Genomic DNA, 21575 nt, shown 5'->3' with positions numbered 1-21575 from the left:
AATGCAAAAACAAGAAAAAATTATAGAAATGTTTAATCAAATTGCACCTACTTATGATAAGGCGAATAGAATTTTAAGCTTTGGAGCTGATGTAGCGTGGCGCAAAAAAGCTTGTCAAAGAGTGATGAGTTTGTATTTAAAAAAAGATTTAAAAATCGCTGATATTGCCTGTGGCACAGGGGATATGATAGAGATTTGGCAAGAGAGTGCTTTAAAAATGGAAAAAAATATTCTAAATATTAAAGGTATTGATCCAAGTAGTGGCATGCTAAATGTTGCAAAAGAAAAATTTCCAAATGTCGAATTTATAGAAGCAGGGGCGCAAAATTTACCTTTAGAAAGTCAAAGTTTAGATATTTTAAGCATTAGTTATGGCATTCGCAATGTTGTAGAAAGACAAAAAGCCTTAAGTGAATTTGCTAGAGTACTTCAAAAAGATGGTATTTTGGTAGTTTTGGAATTTACAAAAAGAGAAAAGGGTGGATTTATAGCAGCTTGTAGAGATTTTTATCTTAAAAATATTTTACCAAGTATAGGTGGGATAATCAGTAAAAATAAAAGTGCTTATGAGTATTTGCCAAACTCTATTGAAGGATTTTTAAGTAAGGAAGAGTTCATCTTAGAACTTAAAAATGCTGGTTTTGAAATACTTGATTATAAAAGTTTTAGCTTTGGCGTGAGTTCAATGTTTATAGCAAAAAAACTATGACACCAACAGAATTAAATCTTAAAGCAAAGGCTTTATTAGAAACACATTTTGATGATATAGTTTTAAGTGGAGAAATTTCAAAAATTACTTTGCATGGTTCAGGACATTGGTATTTTGATTTAAAAGATGAAAGATCAAGCATTGCTTGTGCTATGTTTAAAGGAGCTAATTTAAAAGTCGGATTTAAACCAGCTGTGGGGAATTTTTTAGAGCTTTGTGGAAGTGTAAGTTTATATCCTGAAAGTGGTCGTTATCAATTTATCGCTACTAGTATGAAAAAAGCAGGTTTTGGGGATTTGGAAGCACAGTTTTTGGCTTTAAAAGAGCGTTTGCAAAAAGAAGGACTTTTTGATCCACGCTTTAAAAAATCTTTGCCAAAATTTCCTAAAAAAGTAGGCATTATCACTTCAAAAACTTCTGCTGCTTTGCAAGATATGTTAAAACTTATTCACCAAAAAGAATATTTTTTGGCAAAAATTTATATTTTTGATGCTTTAACTCAAGGAAATAATGCTCCTTTTTCTCTTATACGAGCTTTAAAAAAAGCCGATGATATGGATTTAGATGTTCTTATTATAGCACGTGGTGGAGGAAGCAGAGAAGATCTTTTTTGTTTTAATGATGAAAATTTAGCAAGAGAGATTTTTAAAGCAAAAACTCCTATTATTTCAGCCATAGGACATGAGATTGATTATGTTATTAGTGATTTTGTTGCAGATTTTAGAGCTCCAACGCCTTCAGCTGCTATAGATACTTTGTTTTATTCTAAGTTGGATATAGAGCAAAGTTTGGATTTAATGGAAGAAAAATTAATGCAACTTTGGAATTATAAAATACAAAATTATGAAAATTTGCTTTTAAATTTAAGCAAATTTTTCAAATTTAATTCTTTGCCAAAAATAATAGATGAAAAAATAAAACAAAGCCATAATATAGAAAAGCAATTAAATCATCTATTGGCAAATCAAATGCGTTATAATGAATTAAAATTAGATAAATTGCAAAATGCTTATTTGCAACATGAGAATTTTTTTAATAAAAGCAAAAAGTTTATTTGTATCAGAAAAAATGGTAAAATAGCAAATTTAGAAGATCTTAAGAGTGATGATATCGTTATTTTAAGTTCTCAAACTTCTCAAAAAGAAGCAAAAATTTTATAAGGATAGATTATGAGAAAAATCAATTTCAGTGCAGGGCCATCGACTTTACCTTTAGAAATTTTAGAGCAAGCTCAAAAAGAACTCTGTGATTATCAGGGTAGGGGTTATTCTATAATGGAAATTTCTCACCGCACAAAAGTATTTGAAGAAGTGCATTTTGGAGCACAAGAGAAAGCTAAAAAACTTTACGGGTTAAATGATGATTATGAAGTATTATTTTTACAAGGTGGAGCAAGTTTACAATTTGCTATGATTCCTATGAATTTGGCTTTAAATGGGATTTGTGAATATGCAAATACAGGAGTTTGGACAAAAAAAGCAATTAAAGAAGCACAAATTTTAGGTGTCAATGTTAAAACCGTAGCAAGTAGCGAGGAAAGTAATTTTAATCATATTCCTAGAGTGGAATTTAGAGATAATGCTGATTATGCTTATATTTGTTCTAACAATACTATTTATGGCACTCAATATCAAAATTATCCTAAAACTAAAACTCCTTTGATTGTGGATGCATCGAGTGATTTTTTTTCTAGAAAAGTAGATTTTTCAAATATTGCTCTTTTTTATGGCGGAGTGCAAAAAAATGCTGGAATTTCGGGTTTAAGTTGTATTTTTATCCGTAAAGATATGTTAGAAAGATCTAAAAATAAACAAATTCCTAGTATGTTAAATTATTTGACTCATGCTGAGAATCAGTCCTTGTTTAATACGCCTCCAACCTTTGCCATTTATATGTTTAATCTTGAAATGGATTGGCTTTTAAATCAAGGCGGACTTGATAAAGTACATGAGAAAAATTCTCAAAAAGCTGCTATGCTTTATGAGTGTATTGATTTAAGTAATGGATTTTATAAAGGACATGCAGATAAAAAGGACAGATCTTTAATGAATGTGAGTTTTAATATTGCTAAAAATAAAGATTTAGAGCCTCTTTTTGTAAAGGAAGCCGAAGAAGCTGGAATGATAGGACTTAAAGGACATAGAATTTTAGGAGGAATTCGTGCAAGTATTTATAATGCGCTTAATTTGGATCAGGTAAAAACCTTGTGTGAATTTATGAAAGAATTTCAAGGAAAATATGCATGATAAAGCGTTTTGATGAGTGCGATAGAATGTCGCAAATTATTGTTTTTGATAAATATTTTAAGACTGCAGGACAAGTGGCTTTTGAACCTAGCGGAGATATTAAAAAACAAACCAAAGAAGCACTTGCAGAACTTGATGCTTTGTTTGAAAAAATAGGCGCAAGCAAAGGAGATTTGATTCAAATTCAAATCTGGTTAGCTAATATGCAAGATTTTGATGCAATGAATGAAACTTATGATGCTTGGATTAAAAATTATCCTAAACCTGTTAGAGCTTGTGTAGGAAGTGCTTTAGCAGAGGGTTATTTGGTAGAAATTCAAGCTTTTGGAAAGCTAAGAGAGAATTAAAAATTCTCTCCTCCAAATTTTAAAAGCGCAGATCCCCAAGTAAAACCACCGCCAAAAGCATCTAGTAAGATCAGATTTCCTTTTTTAAGTCGTCCTTCTTCATAGGCATCATTCATTGCCATAGGTATAGAAGCAGCTGAAGTATTGCCATATTTTTGTACGGTAATCACACATTTTTCATCGCTTAGATTGAGTTTTTCTTGGACGGCTTTAATGATGCGTAGATTAGCTTGATGAGGAATAAAAAGATCAATTTCTTGTGCTAAAATGTTATTTTTAGCTAAAATTTCTACAACATCATTGCTAAGCGTGTTTACTGCTATTTTAAAAACTTCATTGCCTTTCATTTGCATAGAAAGTGTTTGACATAGACTTGATTTTTGCGATCTTTGAGTCATTAAAAGATCTCCATAATTACCATTGCTTGCAGTATGTACATCAAGGATATGATTTTCATTGTCCAAACTTACAACTCCAGCACCCGCACCGTCTCCAAAGAGTATGCAAATGCTTCTGTCATTGTAATCCATAATTGAACTTGTTTTTTCAGCTCCTACGATTAAAACATTTTTTTTCAAACCACTTTCTACTAAGGCTTTAGCTTGTTCAAGCAAATAGATAAAACCAGAACAAGCTGCTGAAATATCAAAAGCACTAATATTTACAAGTCCTAAATTTGAAGCAATTTTACAAGCCGTTGAAGGCATAGTAAAATAATCAGGACTTAAAGTGGCTACAAGAATCGCATCAATATCTTCAGGTTTTAAATTTGCTCTTTCTATGGCTTTTAATGCAGCTTTTGTGCCCAAATCGCTAGAATTTTCATTTTCACTAGCAATGCGTCTTTCTTTAATACCTGTGCGTCTAGTGATCCATTCATCGGTGGTATCTACTATTTTTTCAAGATCAGCATTGCTTAAAATTTTTTCTGGAATATAAGAAGCTATACTTTTAAGACCGGCTTTAAGCATTGTATTTCCCAAGTTCATTTTCTATAAGTTCATTGATATGAGATTGGCTAAAATTTATAGCTTGAAAAATTGCATTTTTAATAGCTCTAGAATCACTTTTTCCATGACTTATGATCACGCAGCCATTAACTCCAAGAAGGGGTGCTCCGCCATATTCTTGCCAATCTGTGTGTTTTTTTAATTTTTTAAAAGATGACTTCATAAGTAAAGCACCTATTTTAGAAATAAAAGATTGCTTTACTTCGTTTTTTAGAAGCTGAAAAATAGCTGTTGCTACACCTTCACAAGCCTTTAAGATAACGTTTCCATCAAAACCATCGCAGACTAAAACATCTATTTCACCATTGAAAATATCTCTACCTTCAGCATTACCTATAAAATTTGGAATTTTTTTCATAAGCTGATGACTTTCTTTGGTAAGTTCATTGCCTTTGCATTCTTCTTCACCATTAGAAAGTAAAGCAAGGCGTGGTTTTTGAATTTGCATAATTTCTCTAGCATAAACTTCACCCATTATGGCAAATTGAAATAAATTTTCAGCTTTACAATCTGTATTAGCTCCAACATCCAAAAGTAAAGTTCTGTTAACGATATTTGGCATTAAAGTGGCAATAGCAGGTCTTGAAATACCTTTAAGTCTTCCAAGCCTTAAGGTAGCCAAAGACATACTTGCTCCACTATGACCCGCTGAAACTACAGCATCTACTTTTTTTTCTTTTAATAAATTAATAGCTTTGTATATGGTTGTTTCTTTATTTTTTAAAGCATCTGTGGCATTTCCATTCATCGAAAAAATTTCACTAGCTTCTTCGTATTGTATATATTGTTCTAATTTTTTTGGTATTAAAGGTTTTAGAATTTTAGAATTTCCCACTAAGATAGCGTTAAAAGGTTTTGCTTCTAGTGCCTTTAAAACGCCTTCTATAATGGGTTTTTCTCCAAAATCACCACCCATTGCATCAATGGCAATGTTAATCATTGATTTTAATATTCCTTAGTTGTTGGATTCGCACGGTGAGGCATTTTGTAGCTTCCATCTTTGTCTTTTATAGGCATAGGAAGACTAACTTTATAGTGAGTTCTGCGTTTAGCTGCACGAGTTTTGCTCACTCTTCTCTTTGGTACTGCCATTTTTTCTCCTTTATAAAATTTAATTAATTATTGCAATTTATACAATAAAAATAATCACTCAAATAAGCTTCAAGCTCGCTAATAGCAACTTCTATTAAATCAATATGTCCATCAAAAAATTCTATAGTATTGCTCAATTCGTTTGCTTCATCTTTAAAAATACCATCACTTGCAAAAAGTTCTAAATTTTCTTTAATTTCAAGTTCTAACTCAGTTCCACAACTATCACAAGGTCTATAGATAAAACCTTGCATAATAGCATTTATTTTAACAAGCTTAGGATTTATTTTTACTAAATTTCCCTCAAAAATCATATTTTCAAGATTAAGTTTAAAAGGATATTCCTTTGTATTAATCTTAGAAAAAGGGATTTTCATTTAGCAAATTTCATTTGGTTTAAAGAAAAAATCAATTTCTATTTTTGCATTTTCCAAGCTGTCACTTCCATGAACAGCATTAGCATCAATACTCTCAGCAAAATCGGCTCTAATTGTTCCTGCTTTAGCTTCTTTAGGATTTGTCGCTCCCATTAAATCTCTATTTTTTAATACAGCACCTTCTCCTTCTAGTACAGAAACAACAACAGGACCGCTAATCATAAATTCAACCAAGTCTTTAAAAAAAGGTCTTTCTTTATGAACAGCATAAAAATTTTCAGCTTGTTCTTTACTAAGTTGAACTTTTTTCATTGCAGCGATTCTTAATCCATTGCTTTCAAAACGATCTAAAATTTTTCCTATAACACCTTTTTTAACAGCATCAGGTTTAATTATAGATAAAGTTTTTTCCATCTTTGTAATAACTCCTTATTTTAATAAAGCTTAAAATTATACTTGAATTTGTTTAAAGAAAGTTAAATTAAAAGAAAAAGCTAGGAATCTCTAGCTTTTTAATTTTTTAAAATTATGCAAAAACTGGAGTGTCCCCACTTCTCATATCAGCGCCAATATTATCACGACTTGGTTGTCCTGATTCTACAGCACTCCAAACTATACATCCATCTGTTGGGCAAGCACTGGCACAAGCTGGTTGATCATTATGTCCTACGCATTCAACGCATTTGTTTGCATAAACATAATATCTATCTTCACCTTCTGGATTGTTAGCATCATCAACGATAGCACTCACTGGACACTCATCAATACAAGAACCACAAGCAATACATATATCTGTAATTTTTACAGCCATTTTTTCTCCTTTTTAATATTAAGATTTAAAAGATTTTAGCATAAAATTCTTAAATAATGTAAATTTTGATAATCAAAAATTTACATTATTTGATAATAATTATAACTTTCTTAAATTTTTAATATTATTTTAGATATTTAAAAAAAAATAAAGATTTAAACGATATAATTTCGTTATCAATAAAATTTATTATTTAGGAGAAAATATGATAGTTACTAAAAAAGCTTTAGATTTTACTGCTCCAGCAGTATTGGGAAACAATGAAATTGTTCAAGATTTTAATCTTTATAAAAACATAGGTCCAAAAGGAGCGGTAGTATTCTTTTATCCAAAAGATTTTACTTTTGTTTGTCCTTCAGAAATTATAGCTTTTGACAAAAGATATCAAGAATTTAAAAATCGTGGCATTGAAGTAATTGGAATTTCAGGAGATAATGAATTTTCACATTTTGCTTGGAAAAATACTCCAGTAAATCAAGGTGGTATTGGTCAGGTTAAATTTCCGCTTGTTGCTGACTTAACTAAGCAGATTGCTAGAAATTTTGATGTACTTTATGCAGAAGCAGTTGCCCTTCGTGGTTCGTTCTTGCTTGATGCTGATGGAACAGTTCGCCATGCTGTGGTTAATGATTTACCACTAGGTAGAAATATAGATGAAATGTTAAGAATGGTTGATACTATGCTTTTTACAAATGAGCATGGTGAAGTTTGTCCTGCAGGATGGAATAAGGGCGATGAAGGTATGAAAGCTAACCCTAAAGGCGTGGCTGAATATCTTGGCAAAAACGAAGCTAAACTTTAATTTCTTAGTATAAAGCCTCTTTACGAGGCTTTTTCTTCATTTTTATTCTTTAATTGAAATTCATAAATTTTCTACTATAATTTTACACACATATTAAAATTTTTATTTAGGCTAAAATATGGCAGGCGAAGATCAAGAAAAAACAGAAGAACCCACGTCCAAAAAGATAGAAGATGCGCGTAAAGAAGGTAATGTTCCAAAGTCTCAAGATGCGGCAGCTATTGTAACTTTGATAATTGGAGTAACTATAACTTTATTTATGATGAGTTTTATGGGCGAGAGAATTGTAAATTTATATAGATACTATCAAAGTTTTATTGGTGTTGAATTTGATTTGCGTATTATTCAAGCCATTATGATTAAAAGCATTTTTGAGGTTTTAATTATTCTTGCACCTATTGTTTTAAGTATTATGATTGCTGGGGTTTTGGGAAATATTATGCAATTTGGTTTTATTTTTACAACTAAACCTATTATGCCAAATTTAGGAAAAATCAATCCTCTAAAAGGTTTAAAAAACCTTTTTTCATTGAAAAAAATTGTTGAAAGTATAAAAATTATTTTAAAAGTGGGTATTGTTTTTACTATAGCTTTTATAGTTTTACTTAAATTTATGCAAGAGCTTCCAAGAGTTGAGCTTTATACTATGGTTGCACAGCTTACTTGGCTAAGAGACAGAGCTATTGTTTTAGCAGCTATTGTTATAGTTGCTTTTTTAATTATTGCTGTTTTAGATGTTTTTTTGGTGCGTTTTCAGTATTTTAAAGGTTTGCGTATGAGCAAACAAGAAATAAAAGATGAGTATAAACAAATGGAAGGAGATCCTCAGGTTAAAGGTAGAATTCGTAGACTTCAAATGGAAGCTGCGCGTCGTCGTATGGTTCAAGATGTTGCAGGTGCGGATGTGGTGATCACAAACCCAACGCATTATGCCGTAGCTATTCGTTATGATACAGGTAAAGAACAAGCCCCTAGGGTTGTTGCCAAAGGAGTGGATTTTCTCGCTCTTCGCATAAAACAAGTAGCCTATGAAAATAATGTTGTAGTTTATGAAAATCCTCCTTTAGCAAGAGAGCTTTATAAAGCTTGTGATGTTAATGATCTTATTCCTAGGGAAATGTTTAAAGCTGTAGCTGAGGTGCTAGGATTTGTTTATAATACAAATAATAAGAGTCGTTTAGCTGGTCAAGTAAAAAAAGGAAACTAAAACTTTTAAGGTGCTTTAGTTCCTATTTTGTTAATAAGCTCAAGAACCGATTTTTGAGTACTTGTATCTGCTGTATCGACTTTAAAATATATTTCTACTCTATTATTTTCTAGAGCTTGTGGATTTCCATTGATAGGATTATTAAGCCCGTAGCTTTTAATGCTAATATTTTTCAAATTTGCTCCACCTTCTATAAAATATTTTAATACATTTTCCGCTCTTTGGTAGGCGAGTTCATAACTTCTTATAATAGAGTCGCTATTGTCTGTATAGCCTCTAATTTCTATTTTTGCTTGAGGTGGCAAATATGTTGTTAGCTCAGCTATACGTTTTAAATAATCTTGTATATCAGCTGAAACGATTTGAGCACTACCTCTTTCAAATTCAACTTTAGATGGAAGGTTAAGAGCAACCTGATTATCGCTTTGATCTAGAGCTGCTTGAAGACGTTTGATAGTTTCTTGCTGTGTCATAGTCATTTGTTTTAACGATTTGAGTTCATCGCTTTCTTCTTTTGCTGCGCCTTTATATTTTTCTTGGGTTTTACTCTCTTCTTTGACTGTTTGAGTAGAGGTGTAATCAAAGATTTTAACAAATTCAGTTTTTAAAGCCTCTACTTTAGCAGGATTTGTTTTAGAAATTGCCCAAAGAGCAATAAAAAGTGCCAAAAGCAAACTTAGAAAGTCTGCATAAGGCACAGCCCATTTTTCACCTGCTGGACATTCTGGGCATTTATGTTTTTTAGCCATTTTTAACCTTTGTCAAATTGTGAAATTCTTGGATCATCGTGACTTAAGAAGTTAAAAAGTTTAGCTTCTAAATCTCTAGGATTAGCACCTTCTGCAATTCCTTTTATAGCTTCAGTAATAACAATTTGCTCTTTTACAAGATCCATTCCATTAGCTTTTAATTTTTTCCCCCAAGGAGCAAAAAGTGCATAAGCGCCAAAAATTCCCGTAACTGTAGCTGTGAAAGCACCTGAAATACCTGCTGCCATTGCTTGAGGATTGTCTAGTAATTTAAGGGCTAAAATAAGTCCAAAAACCGCTCCAACAAGCCCCATGGTAGGACAAGTCTCTCCAAATACTATCCAATATTCTGCACATTCTTTATAATGCTCTTCAAGTTGTTCAGTTTGTATTTCCATGCTTTCATGAATTTCTTCAAAGCTTTTACCATCTACAAGCATCATCATAGCATTTTTTAAAAATTCATTTTCAATCTCACTGGTTCTTGATTCTAACGCTAAAAGACCATCTCGTCTTGCAATAATAGCAAATTCTATTAACTGGGCTATCCTTTCGGGTAAATTTACTCCAGAACCTTTAAAAACAACTTTGAGTTCTTTGTAGGCTGCTTTTACAATTTTTTTATGCGTAGAAGTCATTGCGCAAAATGCAGCTGTTGGCATAACTATGAGAAAGGAAGAAAGATGCACAACATGCAAAGGATTGCCTCCCTCTAGTATATCTCCTACCGAAATACTAGTAACTGCAAGCACCATTCCTAATATGGTTGAAAGATCCATTAATTTATCTCCTTGATTATTTTAAATCGCCCCAATTTTTGGCGATACTTGAACTTGTTTTTAATTTTACTTTTAATTTTACTATATTTTCCATAATATCTCTAGTTTTTTTTACAAAATTTTCACACAAATCGTCTTTTACTTCAAAAATTAATTCATCGTGAATTTGCAAAATAAGCTTTTTGTCTTCATTTAATTCTTTATTGATTTCTAGCATTGCAAGTTTGATTACATCAGCCGCTGAGCCTTGTAAGATTGAATTAATGCTTTCTCTTTCATACATGGCAATTTGCATAGGTTTTGCGTTTTCAAAATCAAAATAACGCTTGCGACCGCTTAAAGTAGTGATAAAGCCATTTTGTTTAGCTTCGTTTTTAACTGTTTCAAAATATTTTTTAATACTAGTAAAATTTTCAAAATATTTTTCTATGTAAGATTTGGCTAAATGAGCTTCTATTTTTAAATTTTGACTTAAAGTTTTATAGCCCATGCCATAAATAAGTCCAAAATTTATACTTTTTGCAACACTTCTGGTTTCATAATTGCTTTCTCCAAAAATCATTATAGCTGTTCTTGCATGTATATCTTCATCGTTGGCAAAAGCATTTAAAAGTTTTTCATCTTCGCTAAAATGTGCAAGCATTCTCAGTTCGATTTGAGAATAATCAAGAGAGATAAAACTAAATCCATCTTTAGCTACAAAGCAAGATTTATAATCTTTTGCGTATTGTCCGTGTGCAGGAATATTTTGCAAATTTGGATCCTTAGATGAAAGGCGTCCTGTAGCGGTTCCAGTTTGTAAAAAACTTGAATAAATGCGTGAATTTTTATCTTTTAATGCTAGTTTTAACAAAGGTTCGCAATAAGTGGAATAAAGCTTGGCAAGTTCCCTATAATCTAAAATTTTGGTAATCGCAGGATGTTTATCTAAAAGTGCATTTAAAACTTTTTCATCGGTAGAATATCCTGTTTTACCTTTTTTTCTACTTGGGAGTTTGAGTTTTTCAAAAAGTATATCACCTACTTGTTTAGGTGAATTTAGGTTGAATCTATCCTCACAAAGAGTATAAATTTCTTCACTTAAATTTTTGATTTCATTTTCAAATTTTTTCATAAGGATTTCAAGTGCATTTGTATCAAGCTTTATGCCATTTTCTTCCATCATCATAATGATTTTAATGAAATCAAATTCACAGTTTTTAGCAAGTTCTAATAAAGGAGTTTCAAGATTTTTTAAAAAATAAAGATAAAATCTTAAAGTGATATAAGCATCTTCTGCAGCGTATTTACAAGCTTTTTCAAGTTCTACACTTGCAAAATTTTCTCCTTTTTTAACAAGGCTTTCAAAATGCAAGGTTTCGTAATTAAAAAGTCTTAAGGCTAAATCATCCATATTTACTCTTAAAGAAGGATTTTTAAGCCATGCTAAAATCATTGTATCTGCGTATTTTTGAGGTAAATTTAAGTCAAAATTGTTTTGAATGATTTTAAAATCATATTTGAGATTGTGCCCTATAACAAAATGATTAAAGATTACTTCTATAGCTTTTTTGGCACTTTGCAATGAGATTTGCTCACCTACTCCAAGATAATTATGAGTTAAAGGCACGTAAAAGGCTTCATTTTCATTCATGCAAAAACTAAAACCAACAATTTTTGCTTCTTTAGTATCAAGTCCTGTGGTTTCGGTATCAAAAGCAATAATACTTTCTTTATCAAGGGTATTTAAAATTTCAAAAAGTTTGTTTTCATCTTGTACTAAAGTGGCTTTAAAACCTAAATTTTTATCTTTATTATCAGGATTTTGACGCAGTTTTTTAAGCAAAGTATTAAGTTCGTAATGTTCTAAAATTTCAAGTATTTTTAAAAGAGGTTCTTCATCAGGATAAGTGGCTTTTTCTATGAGATTTTGTACTTCTAAATTGTCATACAAAGAAGCTAATTTTTTGCTTAAAAATGCATTTTCCTTACTCTCTAAAAGCAAGTTACGACTTCTTTCGTTACGTACTAGGGTTAAATTTTCATAAATTCCCTCTATGCTACCAAACTCATCAAGCAAGGTTTTAGCTCCTTTTGCACCTATACCTTTAACGCCTGGAATATTATCAGAACTATCCCCACAAAGAGCTAAAAAATCTCTGATTTGATTAGGTTTTACTCCGTATTTTTCTAAACACGCTGCTTCATCATAGTCGTTTTTAGAAATAGGACTGTAAATGCTTGTTTTACCATCTTTTATGAGTTGATAAAGATCTTTATCTTGAGTGATAATGCGTACAAAAATATCCCTATCTTCACAAGTTTTTACAAAAGAAGCGATGATATCATCAGCTTCATAACCTTCTTGAGAAACGCTTATAAAACCCATTTTTTCTATCATTTCTATGCAAATTGGAATTTGTTCTAGAAGTTCAGGCGGTGGTGGAGTGCGATTTTGTTTATAGTTTGGATCAATTTCACTACGAAAAGTTTTTCCTTTGGAATCTAATGCAAAAACAATATAATCACTTTTATGTTCATTTTTTAAGCTATAAATAAAATTTGCAAAACCGCTAATCATTCCACTAGCTTGTCCTTGTGAATTTTTAAAATCTTTTAATGCGTAGTAAAGTCTGAAAAAAAATCCAAAAGTATCAATAATAGTTAAAGTTTTCATAATAATTTCTTTTTTTGATAAAATATATTTTTTGGTTATATTATTTCAAAATTTTGCTTAAAATGTCTCGAAATTTAAAGATATTTAAGCGAAAATACTCCAATTTTTAGTCATAATTATAGAGTAGAGTAAAATTTTATATGAATAATGTAAGGAAAATGTAATGACAAATCAGCAAATTGATGGAATTGCAGATAAGAATTTTAACACACCTGAAGGTAGAAAAGTTTTTAAAAAGGCAGTTTTTTCTTGCTGGTTGGGAACTGCTATGGAATATGCAGATTTTGCACTTTATGGTTTAGCAGCTGCAACAATTTTTTCAGAAGTGTTTTTTCCTGAGCAAACTCCAGTAATTGCACTTTTGCTTAGTTTTGTAACTTATGGCATAGGTTTTATTGCAAGACCTATTGGGGCTTTGTTTTTTGGTTATTTAGGTGATAAACACGGAAGAAAAAATGTTATGATGGCTACAATAGCTTTAATGGGAATTTCAACTACTCTGATAGGTTTTATCCCAAGTTATGCAGTGATTGGTGTTTGGGCGCCTATTTGTTTGGTTGCATTACGTTTTATGCAGGGTTTTGGCGCAGGAGCTGAACTTTCAGGTGGAACAGTTATGCTAGGAGAATATGCTCCTAGCAAGAGAAGAGGGCTTGTTTCTTCTGTGATTGCTTTAGGATCAAATAGTGGAACTTTGCTTGCGTCTTTTGTATGGCTTTTGATGGTACAAATGGATGAAGCAAGTTTTAAAGAATGGGGCTGGAGAGTTCCTTTTATGGGAAGTATTTTAATCGCTCTTTTTGCTGTATATATTCGTTTTCATGTCAAAGAAACCCCTGTTTTTGAAAAGCAAAAAAATGAAATGATGAAATTGCGTCTTAATAACGAAAAGCATATGAAAAAAGATGAAAGAAGTTTTTGGCAAAGAAGTCGTGCTTTTTGGACTATGGTGGGCTTAAGAATAGGCGAAAATGGACCTTCTTATCTTGCGCAAGGTTTTATTGTAGGTTATGTGACTAAAATTTTACTTTTAGACAAATCAGTAGCTACTACAGCAGTGATGATAGCTTCATTGGTAGGGTTTTTAGTTATTCCTTTGGCAGGTTATTTAAGTGATAAATTTGGAAGATGTATTACTTATAGAATGTTTTGTTTGCTTTTAATGATTTATGCTTTTCCTGCTTTTATGCTTTTAGATAGTAAAAATGAAATTATTGTGATTTTAACTATTATTGTAGGTATGTCTTTAGCATCTTTAGGGATTTTTGGTGTGCAAGCGGCTTGGGGTGTGGAGCTTTTTGGGGTAAAAAACCGTTATACAAAAATGGCTTTTGCTAAGGAGCTAGGTTCTATTCTTTCAGGAGGAACAGCGCCTATGGTGGCTTCTGCTTTGCTTGCATATTATGGCACTTGGTGGCCTATCGCGACATATTTTGTATTAACTGCAGGTATAGGTTTTGTGACTACATTTTTTGCGCCAGAAACTAGAGGTAGAGATTTAAATAAAATAGAAGATGCGATATGAGACTTATCTTAGACACGGACATAGGCAATGCTATTGCAGGAGCAAATACTGATGATGGTTTAGCACTTGCTTTGATTTTGTCATCTAAAGAAATCAAACTTGAAATGCTAAGCACAGTTTGCGGTAATGTTCCAAGCCTTGTTGCCTATAGTGTGGCTAAGGATTTATTTAAACGTTTAAATTTAAATATCCCCGTTTATTTGGGAGCGAATGAAGCCCTAAAAGAACCAAGTAAAGCTTGGCGTCAAAGACTTGATGAAAGTGTTAAAAATTTTAAACTTGAATATCTTTGGGAAAATATAAAAAGTCCTGAAATTTTAGAAAATATAAATCCTGATGCGATTTTTAAAATGGGTGAGTTGGTGAGTAAAAATCCTAAAGAAATTTCTATTTGTGCGATAGGACCTTTGACAAATATCGCTATGACTATGAAAATTTTTAAAGATTTTGATATAAATCTTAAAGAGCTTTTTATTATGGGCGGCAGTTTTGATATGCCTTATTACACTAAAGATACAAATTTTGGTTTTGATCCTGAGGCGGCTAGTATAGTGCTAAATTCAAGAGCTAAAATTACACTCGTACCTTATAATGCAACCATGCAGACTTTATTAACACACGAGGATTTAAAAGAGTTGCAAGGTAAGAATATTTTATGTGATTTTATCGTTGAAACTTTAGGTGTTTGGATTGATTATGCCTCTAAAACACGTGGTACAAAGGGAACTTGGATACATGATGCTTTAACGATAGCTTACGCATTAGATTCTAGTATTGCAGATTTTGATGAGTGTTATGCTGATGTTATTTGCGATAGTTCTTTGGCAAGAGGTATGAGTTGGCGTTGTTTTAAAGAACCAAAAATGAGTATGGGGGTGGATTTAAGCACTAAAAATTGTGTTAAAATTCTAAAAAATGTAGACAATGCAAAGCTTTTAAAACTTATAAAAGAGAAGTTTTTAAAAGGAGTTTGCTATGAAAATTATGAAAGCATAACGACTTAATTTTCCAAGTAAGATAAAAAATATAGTTTTTAAAAAAGAATATTTCGCAAAACCAAGTCCCAAGGCAAAAAGATCTCCTACTAAAGGTAAAAAAGTAAAAAAAGCAAATATACTTCCAAATTTAGCAAAATTAGCATTGAAATTTTCTAATTTTTTTAAGGATTTGCTAAAGTATTTTTCTAAAATTTTTTCTTTTCCAAAATACGCTAAAGCATAAGTACTTAAACTTCCTAAGGTATTACCCAAAGTGGCTATGATAAGTACCAAATTCGGATTAAAATCAAGTTTTATAAAGCCTAAAACAAAGGCTTCACTTGCTAAGGGTAATAGTGTGCTTGAAAGAAAACACACCATGAAAAGCCCCAAATAGCTAATATCATTATATAAAAAATCAAACATTAAAACTCTTTTTTACGCATTAAAATAAACAAAATAAAAAGATGGATAGGAAATAAAAAAGATTTGATAATTTCAAAATACAAATTTAAAATTCCAAGATCTAATCTTAAAAAAATAGCACCTACAATGATAAAAATAAAATAAATTTTGAAAAGATGGCTTTGAAAAAATTTATCTAAAAGAAATATATAAATAAAAGAAAGAATAAAAGCTAAATAAATGAAAAATTGCCATAAGTTAGCGTTTTCTAGATGAAAATACATATCAATACAACAAACAAACATTATATAAATAAAACAAAAAGCCAAAGGAAATATCAATTTTTCTTTTCTAAAAATAAAAAAATAAAATAAATGTATAAAACAAAATAAAATTAGCAGTAAAAAAGTTAAAATAGAATTTAAAAAACGCAAATTTTCTCTTAGATGATAAAGCTTTTGATCAGCTAAATTTAGCATTTGAAGGTTTTGCGGTGGTAATTCATAAAGGCTATAATCAATGGTTAAATAGTGATTAAAAACAAAAACTAAGGTGATTTGACTTAGGCTTAAAAAGATAACAAATAAAATACTATAGTTAAATATTTTCTTTTTCATTGGATAAAAGCTTTAAATTTGGGATAAATTTGATATTTTGGTTTTTACTAAGTGCGAAAGCAAATAGGGCGTAATAAATGACAAACAATAAGCCTGTAAAGAAAAAAAACATAAACAAAGTTATGGCTAAAGCAAGTGAAGGCTTGCTATGAATTAAAAAAAGCATAAATATAAAAACAATTATCAAAATCATACTTTTAAAAATAAAACATAAGAGAAAATAAATTTGATTTTTACATAAAGCTCTTAGTGTTTTAAAAAATATAAAAGTACAAAAAATGGCTACTATAAGACATAAAAAAGAAAAGCTATATAGAGCAATACGCGTCTGACTGAGAGGATAAGCACTCATAATAAGAATTAAGTTAAACAAAGCGATAAATTGAGTGCTTGCAGCTATAAAAAAACTTATCAACAAAACTTTACTTTTACTTGTAAAATAAAGTTTTAAAATCATAATTGAATAAGAAATTAAAAAAATCACACAAAAAATTATAGTTAAAATGTTAGCGATAGAATCAAAATTATACAATTTTAAATCATAGATAAAATCAAGAACGATAGGTAAAAAATAAAAACAAATTGAAAGTAAAAAACTTATAAAAACTATCCAAGCAAACTTTTTAACGCTTTTAAAATCATTTTGTCTTCGAATTTCAAACATTTGATGAAAGTTTAAATTTGACACTTTTCTTCTTTAAAATATTTCAATCTAGCTTTTTTAAAATTTTATACCTTTCAAAGGCATAAGCAAAACTCAAAAAATGCAAAGTAAGGAAAAGAAATAAAAGGCTTAATTTATAGATAAATATAAAAGATAAAAATGCCAAAAGCATGCACAAAAATGCAAATAAAAAAGACATTTTCACTTCTTTAAAAAGCAAAGCAAGGGTAAGTGAAAATAAAAAATAAAAAACGAAAAATAAAGCTAAAAGCCCTAAAAATAAAATTTTATTTTCCAAAAGAAAAAAAGATGCACCAAGGTTTATAATGGCAAGCAAAAAATAAATTAAAATCTTATTAGAAGAAAATAAAAAATGAATTCTGACCACCATAAAAATAAAAGCAAGAACTATGTAAATACAAGAAAAGAAGCATAAAAATATACCGCCAATATAAAGAATTTCGTTCCCAGCTTCATATGAACTCGTCACCCCTTCATAAGAAAAAAAGTAATAAAAATTATATAAAGCACAGAAAAATATATAAACACTTAATCTTTTAATCTTAAAAAATGCAATTTTTTGTTCGTGTGTCATTTCAACTCCTTGCGTTTTTAAGCTCTAGATCTAAATAATATCCTGTATAGGATTTTGTTTTCTTATGCTCTTTAGCGACTTTTTCCACGCTTCCTGTGCTTATAACTTTTCCACCTTTAACTCCGCCTTCAGGCCCCATATCGATGATATAATCAGCATTTTTAATCACATCTAAATTATGTTCTATCACAAAAACAGAATTTTTAAGATCAACTAAATGTTGTAAAACTAAGATGAGTTTATTGACATCTTCAAAATGCAGTCCTGTTGTAGGTTCATCAAGTATATAAAGCGTTTTTCCTGTATCGCTACGGCTTAGTTCTTTAGCAAGTTTGATTCTTTGTGCTTCACCTCCACTTAAGGTGGTGGCATTTTGTCCTAGAGTTAGATAATCTAAACCCACTTTTACTAGAGTATCTAATTTTTGTTTGATTTTAGGAACGGCTGTAAAAAATTCACTCGCTTCTAAAACACTCATATTTAAAATTTCACTGATATTTTTGCCTTTATATTTGATTTCTAGCGTGGCATCATTGTAGCGTTTGCCCTCGCAAGTATCACAAACTACCATAACATCAGGTAAAAAATGCATTTCTATTTTGATTTCTCCATCTCCGCTACATTTCTCACATCTTCCACCCTTGACATTAAAAGAAAAGCGTCCAGCTTTATAACCACGCATTTTGGCTTCTTTAGTGGCGGCAAAAAGATTTCTGATTTCATCCATAGCACCTGTATAGGTGGCAGGATTTGAACGTGGTGTGCGCCCAATTGGGCTTTGATCAAGATAAATGACTTTATCAAGTTTTTCAAGTCCTTCTATTTGTACTCCGCCAAGTTTTTTAACTTTTTTCACACGGTTTAATTCCTCTTGTGCAAAAGGAAGTAGGGTTTGAAGTATCAAAGAGCTTTTTCCAGAACCTGAAACTCCTGTTATAGCGACTAAATTTTGCAAAGGAAATTTTACGCTTAAATCTTGGATATTGTTAATATTTACATTTTTAAGCTCAAGCCATTCTTTCTGTGTTCTGTTTTGAAGTTGCGAAATTTGTTTTTTACCATTCATATAAAGTGCAGTTTCGCTTTTGCTTTTTAAAAGTTCTTTATAAGTTCCACTAAATACAACCTCACCCCCAAATTTTCCTGCTTTTGGACCAATATCTACAATAAAATCTGCTTCTTCTATGGTCATTTTATCATGCTCTACGACAATTAGGGTATTGCCCTTTTGTTGTAAATTTCTTAAAGTTTTAATCAGTTTTGCAGTATCTCTTTCATGAAGTCCTATGCTAGGCTCATCTAAGACATACATCACTCCGCTTAAACCACTGCCAATTTGTGAAGCTATGCGGATTCTTTGTGCTTCACCCCCACTAATCGTTCTTGCATCGCGCCCTAAAGAAAGATAACCTAGCCCCACATCATACAAGAAAAACAATCTTTCGTTGATTTCTTTTAGGATAGGTTTAGAAATAAGTTTTTGTTGCTCGCTTAAATAAGAAAAATTTTTCTCATCTGCAAAAAAGGCCGTACTATCTTCTATGCTCATATCTAAAATTTCACCCAAGCTTTTTTTGGCTACTTTCACGGCTAAACTTTCGGGTTTTAAACGATGCCCACCGCAGTCTTTACAAATTTTTTCACTCATATATTCAGCTAAATCTTTTTCATCTTTTAGCATTTCATAAGCCATTTTAACCACGCCTTCAAAAGTGCGTTTTAGGCGATTTCTTTTCCAAAGAAATTCTATAGTTTTGGCATTACCATACAATACAAGACGTTTTTGTACTTCGTTTAATTGCATAAAAGGTATTTTGATAGGAATTTCATTTTGTTCGCAAAAGGCGATTAGGAATTTATAATAATAACTTTTATTAAAACCATACATGATTTTAACAGCACCGTTTTCGAGACTTAAATTTTCATCGATGATTTTTTTCATATCTAAAGTATAACGAATTCCAAGTCCATCGCAAGCTTCACATGCTCCTTTTGGAGAATTAAAAGAAAAGCTTAAAGGCTCGAGTGGAACAAAGGAAATTTTACAATCAAAACAAGCTGAATGCTCGCTAAAATGATAGTGTTTATTAAGGTTTATTTCCTCATGATTTAAAACTTCTATTTCTATTTCTCCAAAGCTTTCTTGTAAGCCTTTTTCTATATCGCTTGCAAGACGAGAAAGTAAATCTTCTTGAATTTCAAGCCTATCTATGACAAGTTTAATGGTGTGTTTTTTGGTTTTGGCTAGTTCAATTTCTTCATCAAGTCTTACCAAAACTCCATCAATTTGAGCTCTTACATAACCTTTGTTGCGTAAATTTTCAAGCAAATCTGCATAAGTTCCTTTTTTTTCTCGTATGAGTGGGGCGTAGATGATGATTTTTGCACCTTTTGGAAATTTTAAAATTTCACTGACTATATCACTTGCACTCATAGATGAAATTTTTTGTCCGCATTGATGACAATGTTGAATGCCAACTCTTGCGTATAAAAGTCTTAGATAATCATAAATTTCAGTGATGGTTCCTACAGTAGAGCGTGGATTTTTAGAAGTAGTTTTTTGATCTATGGCAATGGCTGGAGTTAAACCTTCGATTTTATCGACATCAGGTTTGCCTACCTTATCTAAAAATTGTCTGGCGTAAGCACTTAAACTTTCTATATAACGGCGTTGTCCTTCAGCATAAAGAGTTCCAAAAGCAAGGGTTGATTTTCCACTTCCGCTCAGTCCTGTAAAAACAATGAGTTTGTTTTTGGGAATTTCAAGGTGGATATTTTTTAGGTTATTTTCTCTTGCGCCAATGATTTTTATGGTATCGTTCATAGTCTTTCCTAAACATTAAATAAATTTAAGATTTTAGCATAATAATATTAAAAGAACTTGGATAAATCCAAGTTAAAAATTTATAAAATTTAGCTTATTAAGCAAAGAGTGGGTGGTTCCAAGTATTGATAAGGCATATACGCAAAGTAAAATTTTTCTATGAGCTGAAATATGCATTTTTTCTATGATTTTAATTCCTATAAAAACTCCAACCATAGAAGCTATACCTACTAGTATTCCTTTATGAATAACTTCAGAGTCTATAACTCCAGAATTTGAAAAAGATATAATACCAGAGACTGAAGCAAAAATAACAAAAAACAAGGATAAGGAAACAACTTTTTTACTATCATAGCCTAAAAAATAAGCTAAAATCGGAGCAATTAAAAGTCCGCCACCAATTCCCAAAGAAATAGCAAAAATACCAGTAAAAGCTCCAGCAATAAATAAAATGATATTCTTTACACAAACGCTTCTTTGATTTTGCACAATGTTTTCTTTAATTCCAAAAGCATATTTGATAAAAAATATACAACTTACCGCCAAAAATACGCTAGTAAGAGCTACATCACTTAAAGCTTTTAAAAGCATTCCGCTAAAGCTTGCCCCTATGAGCCCTCCAAAACCTATCATAATACCATCTTTAAGATTTAGATTTTTTTTCTTATAATTAATATAAGAGCCAAAAACTGCTGCAAAAATCATTTGTAATACTGAAATTCCGATAGCATGGTGAGCACTTGCTCCAAGTGCGAACATAGAAGGAACGATAATCATACCTCCACCAATGCCAAAAAGTCCAGAAGCAATACCTGAAATGATTCCTATGATTAGATAAGGTAAATCTGTGATTTCCATAGCTTTTCCTAAAAAATACTAAATATTTCAAATACGGAATAATTTTATCTTATTAAGCTAAGTATTATCTTAGTTTTTTATAACAATAGAATATTTTTTTTGGTAACTTTAAGCATCGTAAAAATGTTTCAAAATATTATAAAATATAAAGATTTTATAATATTTATTTTAAATTTAAAGCAAAATTTATATTTATTGATTAAAATTAATTAAGACTTTAAAAATTTTCATAAAAGTCTTAATTTTTGAAATATTTTATAAGAAAGGTAAAAGATGAGTGAAAATGATTTTTTTAGTAATTCTTTGATTTTAAAACTTACACACA

24 protein-coding genes are annotated in these 21575 nt (G+C 30.8%); 9 read left to right on the top strand and 15 right to left on the bottom strand.

From position 1 onward, the window contains the following. Nucleotide 1: 1 nt before the first annotated feature. The 4 genes from ubiE to AJ882_RS07455 are packed head-to-tail and all read left to right on the top strand — an operon-like array spanning nt 2 to nt 3302. A complete protein-coding gene (gene ubiE / locus AJ882_RS07470) occupies nt 2-709 on the top strand; it encodes a bifunctional demethylmenaquinone methyltransferase/2-methoxy-6-polyprenyl-1,4-benzoquinol methylase UbiE (protein WP_002859428.1) in 708 nt (235 codons plus the stop codon). Further along, on the top strand, nt 706-1869 hold the full coding sequence (xseA, locus tag AJ882_RS07465; RefSeq protein ID WP_011049661.1) for an exodeoxyribonuclease VII large subunit: 1164 nt from the start codon (nt 706-708) through the stop codon (nt 1867-1869). Before ubiE ends, xseA begins: the two co-directional genes overlap by 4 nt. Nucleotides 1870-1878: 9 nt before the next feature. Further along, entirely contained in the window at nt 1879-2955 is a 1077-nt protein-coding gene (gene serC / locus AJ882_RS07460; protein WP_002860307.1) for a phosphoserine transaminase, read from the top strand. Beyond that, complete coding sequence (locus AJ882_RS07455) at nt 2952-3302, top strand: RidA family protein (protein WP_002860306.1); 351 nt, start codon at nt 2952-2954, stop codon at nt 3300-3302. The genes serC and AJ882_RS07455 overlap by 4 nt, the downstream gene beginning before the upstream one ends. Here the strand turns inward: AJ882_RS07455 and AJ882_RS07450 are convergent. The 6 genes from AJ882_RS07450 to AJ882_RS07425 form a co-directional block, all read right to left on the bottom strand. Further along, on the bottom strand, nt 3299-4273 hold the full coding sequence (locus tag AJ882_RS07450) for a beta-ketoacyl-ACP synthase III (protein ID WP_002869731.1): 975 nt from the start codon (nt 4271-4273) through the stop codon (nt 3299-3301). The genes AJ882_RS07455 and AJ882_RS07450 overlap by 4 nt on opposite strands. Next, the gene (gene plsX / locus AJ882_RS07445; protein WP_002860304.1) at nt 4266-5252 is read right to left on the bottom strand and encodes a phosphate acyltransferase PlsX; all 987 of its coding nucleotides are present in this window, start codon (nt 5250-5252) and stop codon (nt 4266-4268) included. Before plsX ends, AJ882_RS07450 begins: the two co-directional genes overlap by 8 nt. A gap of 5 nt (nt 5253-5257) precedes the next feature. Continuing rightward, entirely contained in the window at nt 5258-5404 is a 147-nt protein-coding gene (gene rpmF / locus AJ882_RS07440) for a 50S ribosomal protein L32 (RefSeq protein ID WP_002858674.1), read from the bottom strand. Nucleotides 5405-5427: 23 nt separating this feature from the next. Next, complete coding sequence (locus AJ882_RS07435) at nt 5428-5781, bottom strand: hypothetical protein (RefSeq protein WP_002857618.1); 354 nt, start codon at nt 5779-5781, stop codon at nt 5428-5430. Beyond that, the gene (gene ndk, locus AJ882_RS07430) at nt 5782-6195 is read right to left on the bottom strand and encodes a nucleoside-diphosphate kinase (RefSeq protein ID WP_002854376.1); all 414 of its coding nucleotides are present in this window, start codon (nt 6193-6195) and stop codon (nt 5782-5784) included. A gap of 112 nt (nt 6196-6307) precedes the next feature. Then, a complete protein-coding gene (locus tag AJ882_RS07425; RefSeq protein WP_002854354.1) occupies nt 6308-6592 on the bottom strand; it encodes a DUF362 domain-containing protein in 285 nt (94 codons plus the stop codon). A 205-nt stretch (nt 6593-6797) separates the two neighbouring features. Here AJ882_RS07425 and AJ882_RS07420 point away from each other — a divergent pair, with 205 nt between their 5' ends. Further along, nucleotides 6798-7394: a peroxiredoxin gene (locus tag AJ882_RS07420; protein ID WP_002854219.1), complete on the top strand. Its 597-nt coding sequence runs from the start codon at nt 6798-6800 to the stop codon at nt 7392-7394. A gap of 118 nt (nt 7395-7512) precedes the next feature. After that, on the top strand, nt 7513-8601 hold the full coding sequence (gene flhB / locus AJ882_RS07415; protein ID WP_002858726.1) for a flagellar biosynthesis protein FlhB: 1089 nt from the start codon (nt 7513-7515) through the stop codon (nt 8599-8601). 5 nt (nt 8602-8606) lie between these two features. Here flhB and motB read toward each other — a convergent pair whose 3' ends face one another. Genes motB through polA form a run of 3 tightly spaced genes read right to left on the bottom strand, consistent with a single transcriptional unit; the run spans nt 8607 to nt 12785 of the window. Then, nucleotides 8607-9350: a flagellar motor protein MotB gene (gene motB / locus AJ882_RS07410; RefSeq protein WP_014517180.1), complete on the bottom strand. Its 744-nt coding sequence runs from the start codon at nt 9348-9350 to the stop codon at nt 8607-8609. Nucleotides 9351-9352: 2 nt separating this feature from the next. Continuing rightward, on the bottom strand, nt 9353-10129 hold the full coding sequence (gene motA / locus AJ882_RS07405; RefSeq protein WP_002858693.1) for a flagellar motor stator protein MotA: 777 nt from the start codon (nt 10127-10129) through the stop codon (nt 9353-9355). Nucleotides 10130-10145: 16 nt separating this feature from the next. Further along, on the bottom strand, nt 10146-12785 hold the full coding sequence (polA, locus tag AJ882_RS07400) for a DNA polymerase I (protein ID WP_011049663.1): 2640 nt from the start codon (nt 12783-12785) through the stop codon (nt 10146-10148). A gap of 163 nt (nt 12786-12948) precedes the next feature. Here polA and AJ882_RS07395 point away from each other — a divergent pair, with 163 nt between their 5' ends. Both AJ882_RS07395 and AJ882_RS07390 read left to right on the top strand, forming a co-directional pair. Next, on the top strand, nt 12949-14310 hold the full coding sequence (locus AJ882_RS07395; RefSeq protein WP_011049664.1) for an MFS transporter: 1362 nt from the start codon (nt 12949-12951) through the stop codon (nt 14308-14310). Continuing rightward, complete coding sequence (locus AJ882_RS07390; RefSeq protein WP_002867757.1) at nt 14307-15314, top strand: nucleoside hydrolase; 1008 nt, start codon at nt 14307-14309, stop codon at nt 15312-15314. The genes AJ882_RS07395 and AJ882_RS07390 overlap by 4 nt, the downstream gene beginning before the upstream one ends. On the opposite strand, the gene AJ882_RS07385 is transcribed toward AJ882_RS07390, so the two are convergent. From AJ882_RS07385 to AJ882_RS07360, 6 genes are all read right to left on the bottom strand, one after another. After that, entirely contained in the window at nt 15270-15713 is a 444-nt protein-coding gene (locus AJ882_RS07385; RefSeq protein WP_002867758.1) for a YqaA family protein, read from the bottom strand. The genes AJ882_RS07390 and AJ882_RS07385 overlap by 45 nt on opposite strands. Further along, nucleotides 15713-16309 carry a hypothetical protein gene (locus tag AJ882_RS07380; RefSeq protein ID WP_002860300.1) on the bottom strand — a complete coding sequence of 199 codons (597 nt, stop codon included), beginning with the start codon at nt 16307-16309 and terminating at the stop codon, nt 15713-15715. The genes AJ882_RS07385 and AJ882_RS07380 overlap by 1 nt, the downstream gene beginning before the upstream one ends. After that, nucleotides 16290-16997, bottom strand: a complete 708-nt coding sequence (locus tag AJ882_RS07375) for a hypothetical protein (protein ID WP_002867759.1) — start codon at nt 16995-16997, stop codon at nt 16290-16292. The genes AJ882_RS07380 and AJ882_RS07375 overlap by 20 nt, the downstream gene beginning before the upstream one ends. 19 nt (nt 16998-17016) lie before the next feature. Further along, nucleotides 17017-17568: a hypothetical protein gene (locus AJ882_RS07370; protein WP_002867760.1), complete on the bottom strand. Its 552-nt coding sequence runs from the start codon at nt 17566-17568 to the stop codon at nt 17017-17019. 1 nt (nt 17569) lies between these two features. Next, nucleotides 17570-20392, bottom strand: a complete 2823-nt coding sequence (uvrA, locus tag AJ882_RS07365; protein WP_002867761.1) for an excinuclease ABC subunit UvrA — start codon at nt 20390-20392, stop codon at nt 17570-17572. A 72-nt stretch (nt 20393-20464) separates the two neighbouring features. After that, entirely contained in the window at nt 20465-21250 is a 786-nt protein-coding gene (locus AJ882_RS07360) for a sulfite exporter TauE/SafE family protein (RefSeq protein WP_011049666.1), read from the bottom strand. Nucleotides 21251-21373: 123 nt separating this feature from the next. Here AJ882_RS07360 and AJ882_RS07355 point away from each other — a divergent pair, with 123 nt between their 5' ends. After that, nucleotides 21374-21463, top strand: a complete 90-nt coding sequence (locus tag AJ882_RS07355; protein WP_042635777.1) for a hypothetical protein — start codon at nt 21374-21376, stop codon at nt 21461-21463. The last annotated feature ends 112 nt before the right edge of the window (nt 21464-21575 follow it).

Origin of the sequence: Campylobacter sp. BCW_6461, from assembly GCF_001762735.1 — a bacterium.
Lineage (GTDB): Bacteria > Campylobacterota > Campylobacteria > Campylobacterales > Campylobacteraceae > Campylobacter_D > Campylobacter_D jejuni.
The sequence above is the reverse complement of the archived record's forward strand: the minus strand, read 5'-3'. Positions and strand labels throughout refer to the sequence as shown.

Excerpts from the sequence above, each read along its gene's own strand:
- ubiE (WP_002859428.1), top strand. The coding sequence starts at position 2 with ATGCAAAAACAAGAAAAAATTATAGAAATGTTTAATCAAATTGCACCT.
- xseA (WP_011049661.1), top strand. The coding sequence starts at position 706 with ATGACACCAACAGAATTAAATCTTAAAGCAAAGGCTTTATTAGAAACA.
- serC (WP_002860307.1), top strand. The coding sequence starts at position 1,879 with ATGAGAAAAATCAATTTCAGTGCAGGGCCATCGACTTTACCTTTAGAA.
- AJ882_RS07455 (WP_002860306.1), top strand. The coding sequence starts at position 2,952 with ATGATAAAGCGTTTTGATGAGTGCGATAGAATGTCGCAAATTATTGTT.
- AJ882_RS07450 (WP_002869731.1), bottom strand. The coding sequence starts at position 4,273 with ATGCTTAAAGCCGGTCTTAAAAGTATAGCTTCTTATATTCCAGAAAAA.
- plsX (WP_002860304.1), bottom strand. The coding sequence starts at position 5,252 with ATGATTAACATTGCCATTGATGCAATGGGTGGTGATTTTGGAGAAAAA.
- rpmF (WP_002858674.1), bottom strand. The coding sequence starts at position 5,404 with ATGGCAGTACCAAAGAGAAGAGTGAGCAAAACTCGTGCAGCTAAACGC.
- AJ882_RS07435 (WP_002857618.1), bottom strand. The coding sequence starts at position 5,781 with ATGAAAATCCCTTTTTCTAAGATTAATACAAAGGAATATCCTTTTAAA.
- ndk (WP_002854376.1), bottom strand. The coding sequence starts at position 6,195 with ATGGAAAAAACTTTATCTATAATTAAACCTGATGCTGTTAAAAAAGGT.
- AJ882_RS07425 (WP_002854354.1), bottom strand. The coding sequence starts at position 6,592 with ATGGCTGTAAAAATTACAGATATATGTATTGCTTGTGGTTCTTGTATT.
- AJ882_RS07420 (WP_002854219.1), top strand. The coding sequence starts at position 6,798 with ATGATAGTTACTAAAAAAGCTTTAGATTTTACTGCTCCAGCAGTATTG.
- flhB (WP_002858726.1), top strand. The coding sequence starts at position 7,513 with ATGGCAGGCGAAGATCAAGAAAAAACAGAAGAACCCACGTCCAAAAAG.
- motB (WP_014517180.1), bottom strand. The coding sequence starts at position 9,350 with ATGGCTAAAAAACATAAATGCCCAGAATGTCCAGCAGGTGAAAAATGG.
- motA (WP_002858693.1), bottom strand. The coding sequence starts at position 10,129 with ATGGATCTTTCAACCATATTAGGAATGGTGCTTGCAGTTACTAGTATT.
- polA (WP_011049663.1), bottom strand. The coding sequence starts at position 12,785 with ATGAAAACTTTAACTATTATTGATACTTTTGGATTTTTTTTCAGACTT.
- AJ882_RS07395 (WP_011049664.1), top strand. The coding sequence starts at position 12,949 with ATGACAAATCAGCAAATTGATGGAATTGCAGATAAGAATTTTAACACA.
- AJ882_RS07390 (WP_002867757.1), top strand. The coding sequence starts at position 14,307 with ATGAGACTTATCTTAGACACGGACATAGGCAATGCTATTGCAGGAGCA.
- AJ882_RS07385 (WP_002867758.1), bottom strand. The coding sequence starts at position 15,713 with ATGTTTGATTTTTTATATAATGATATTAGCTATTTGGGGCTTTTCATG.
- AJ882_RS07380 (WP_002860300.1), bottom strand. The coding sequence starts at position 16,309 with ATGAAAAAGAAAATATTTAACTATAGTATTTTATTTGTTATCTTTTTA.
- AJ882_RS07370 (WP_002867760.1), bottom strand. The coding sequence starts at position 17,568 with ATGACACACGAACAAAAAATTGCATTTTTTAAGATTAAAAGATTAAGT.
- uvrA (WP_002867761.1), bottom strand. The coding sequence starts at position 20,392 with ATGAACGATACCATAAAAATCATTGGCGCAAGAGAAAATAACCTAAAA.
- AJ882_RS07360 (WP_011049666.1), bottom strand. The coding sequence starts at position 21,250 with ATGGAAATCACAGATTTACCTTATCTAATCATAGGAATCATTTCAGGT.
- AJ882_RS07355 (WP_042635777.1), top strand. The coding sequence starts at position 21,374 with ATGTTTCAAAATATTATAAAATATAAAGATTTTATAATATTTATTTTA.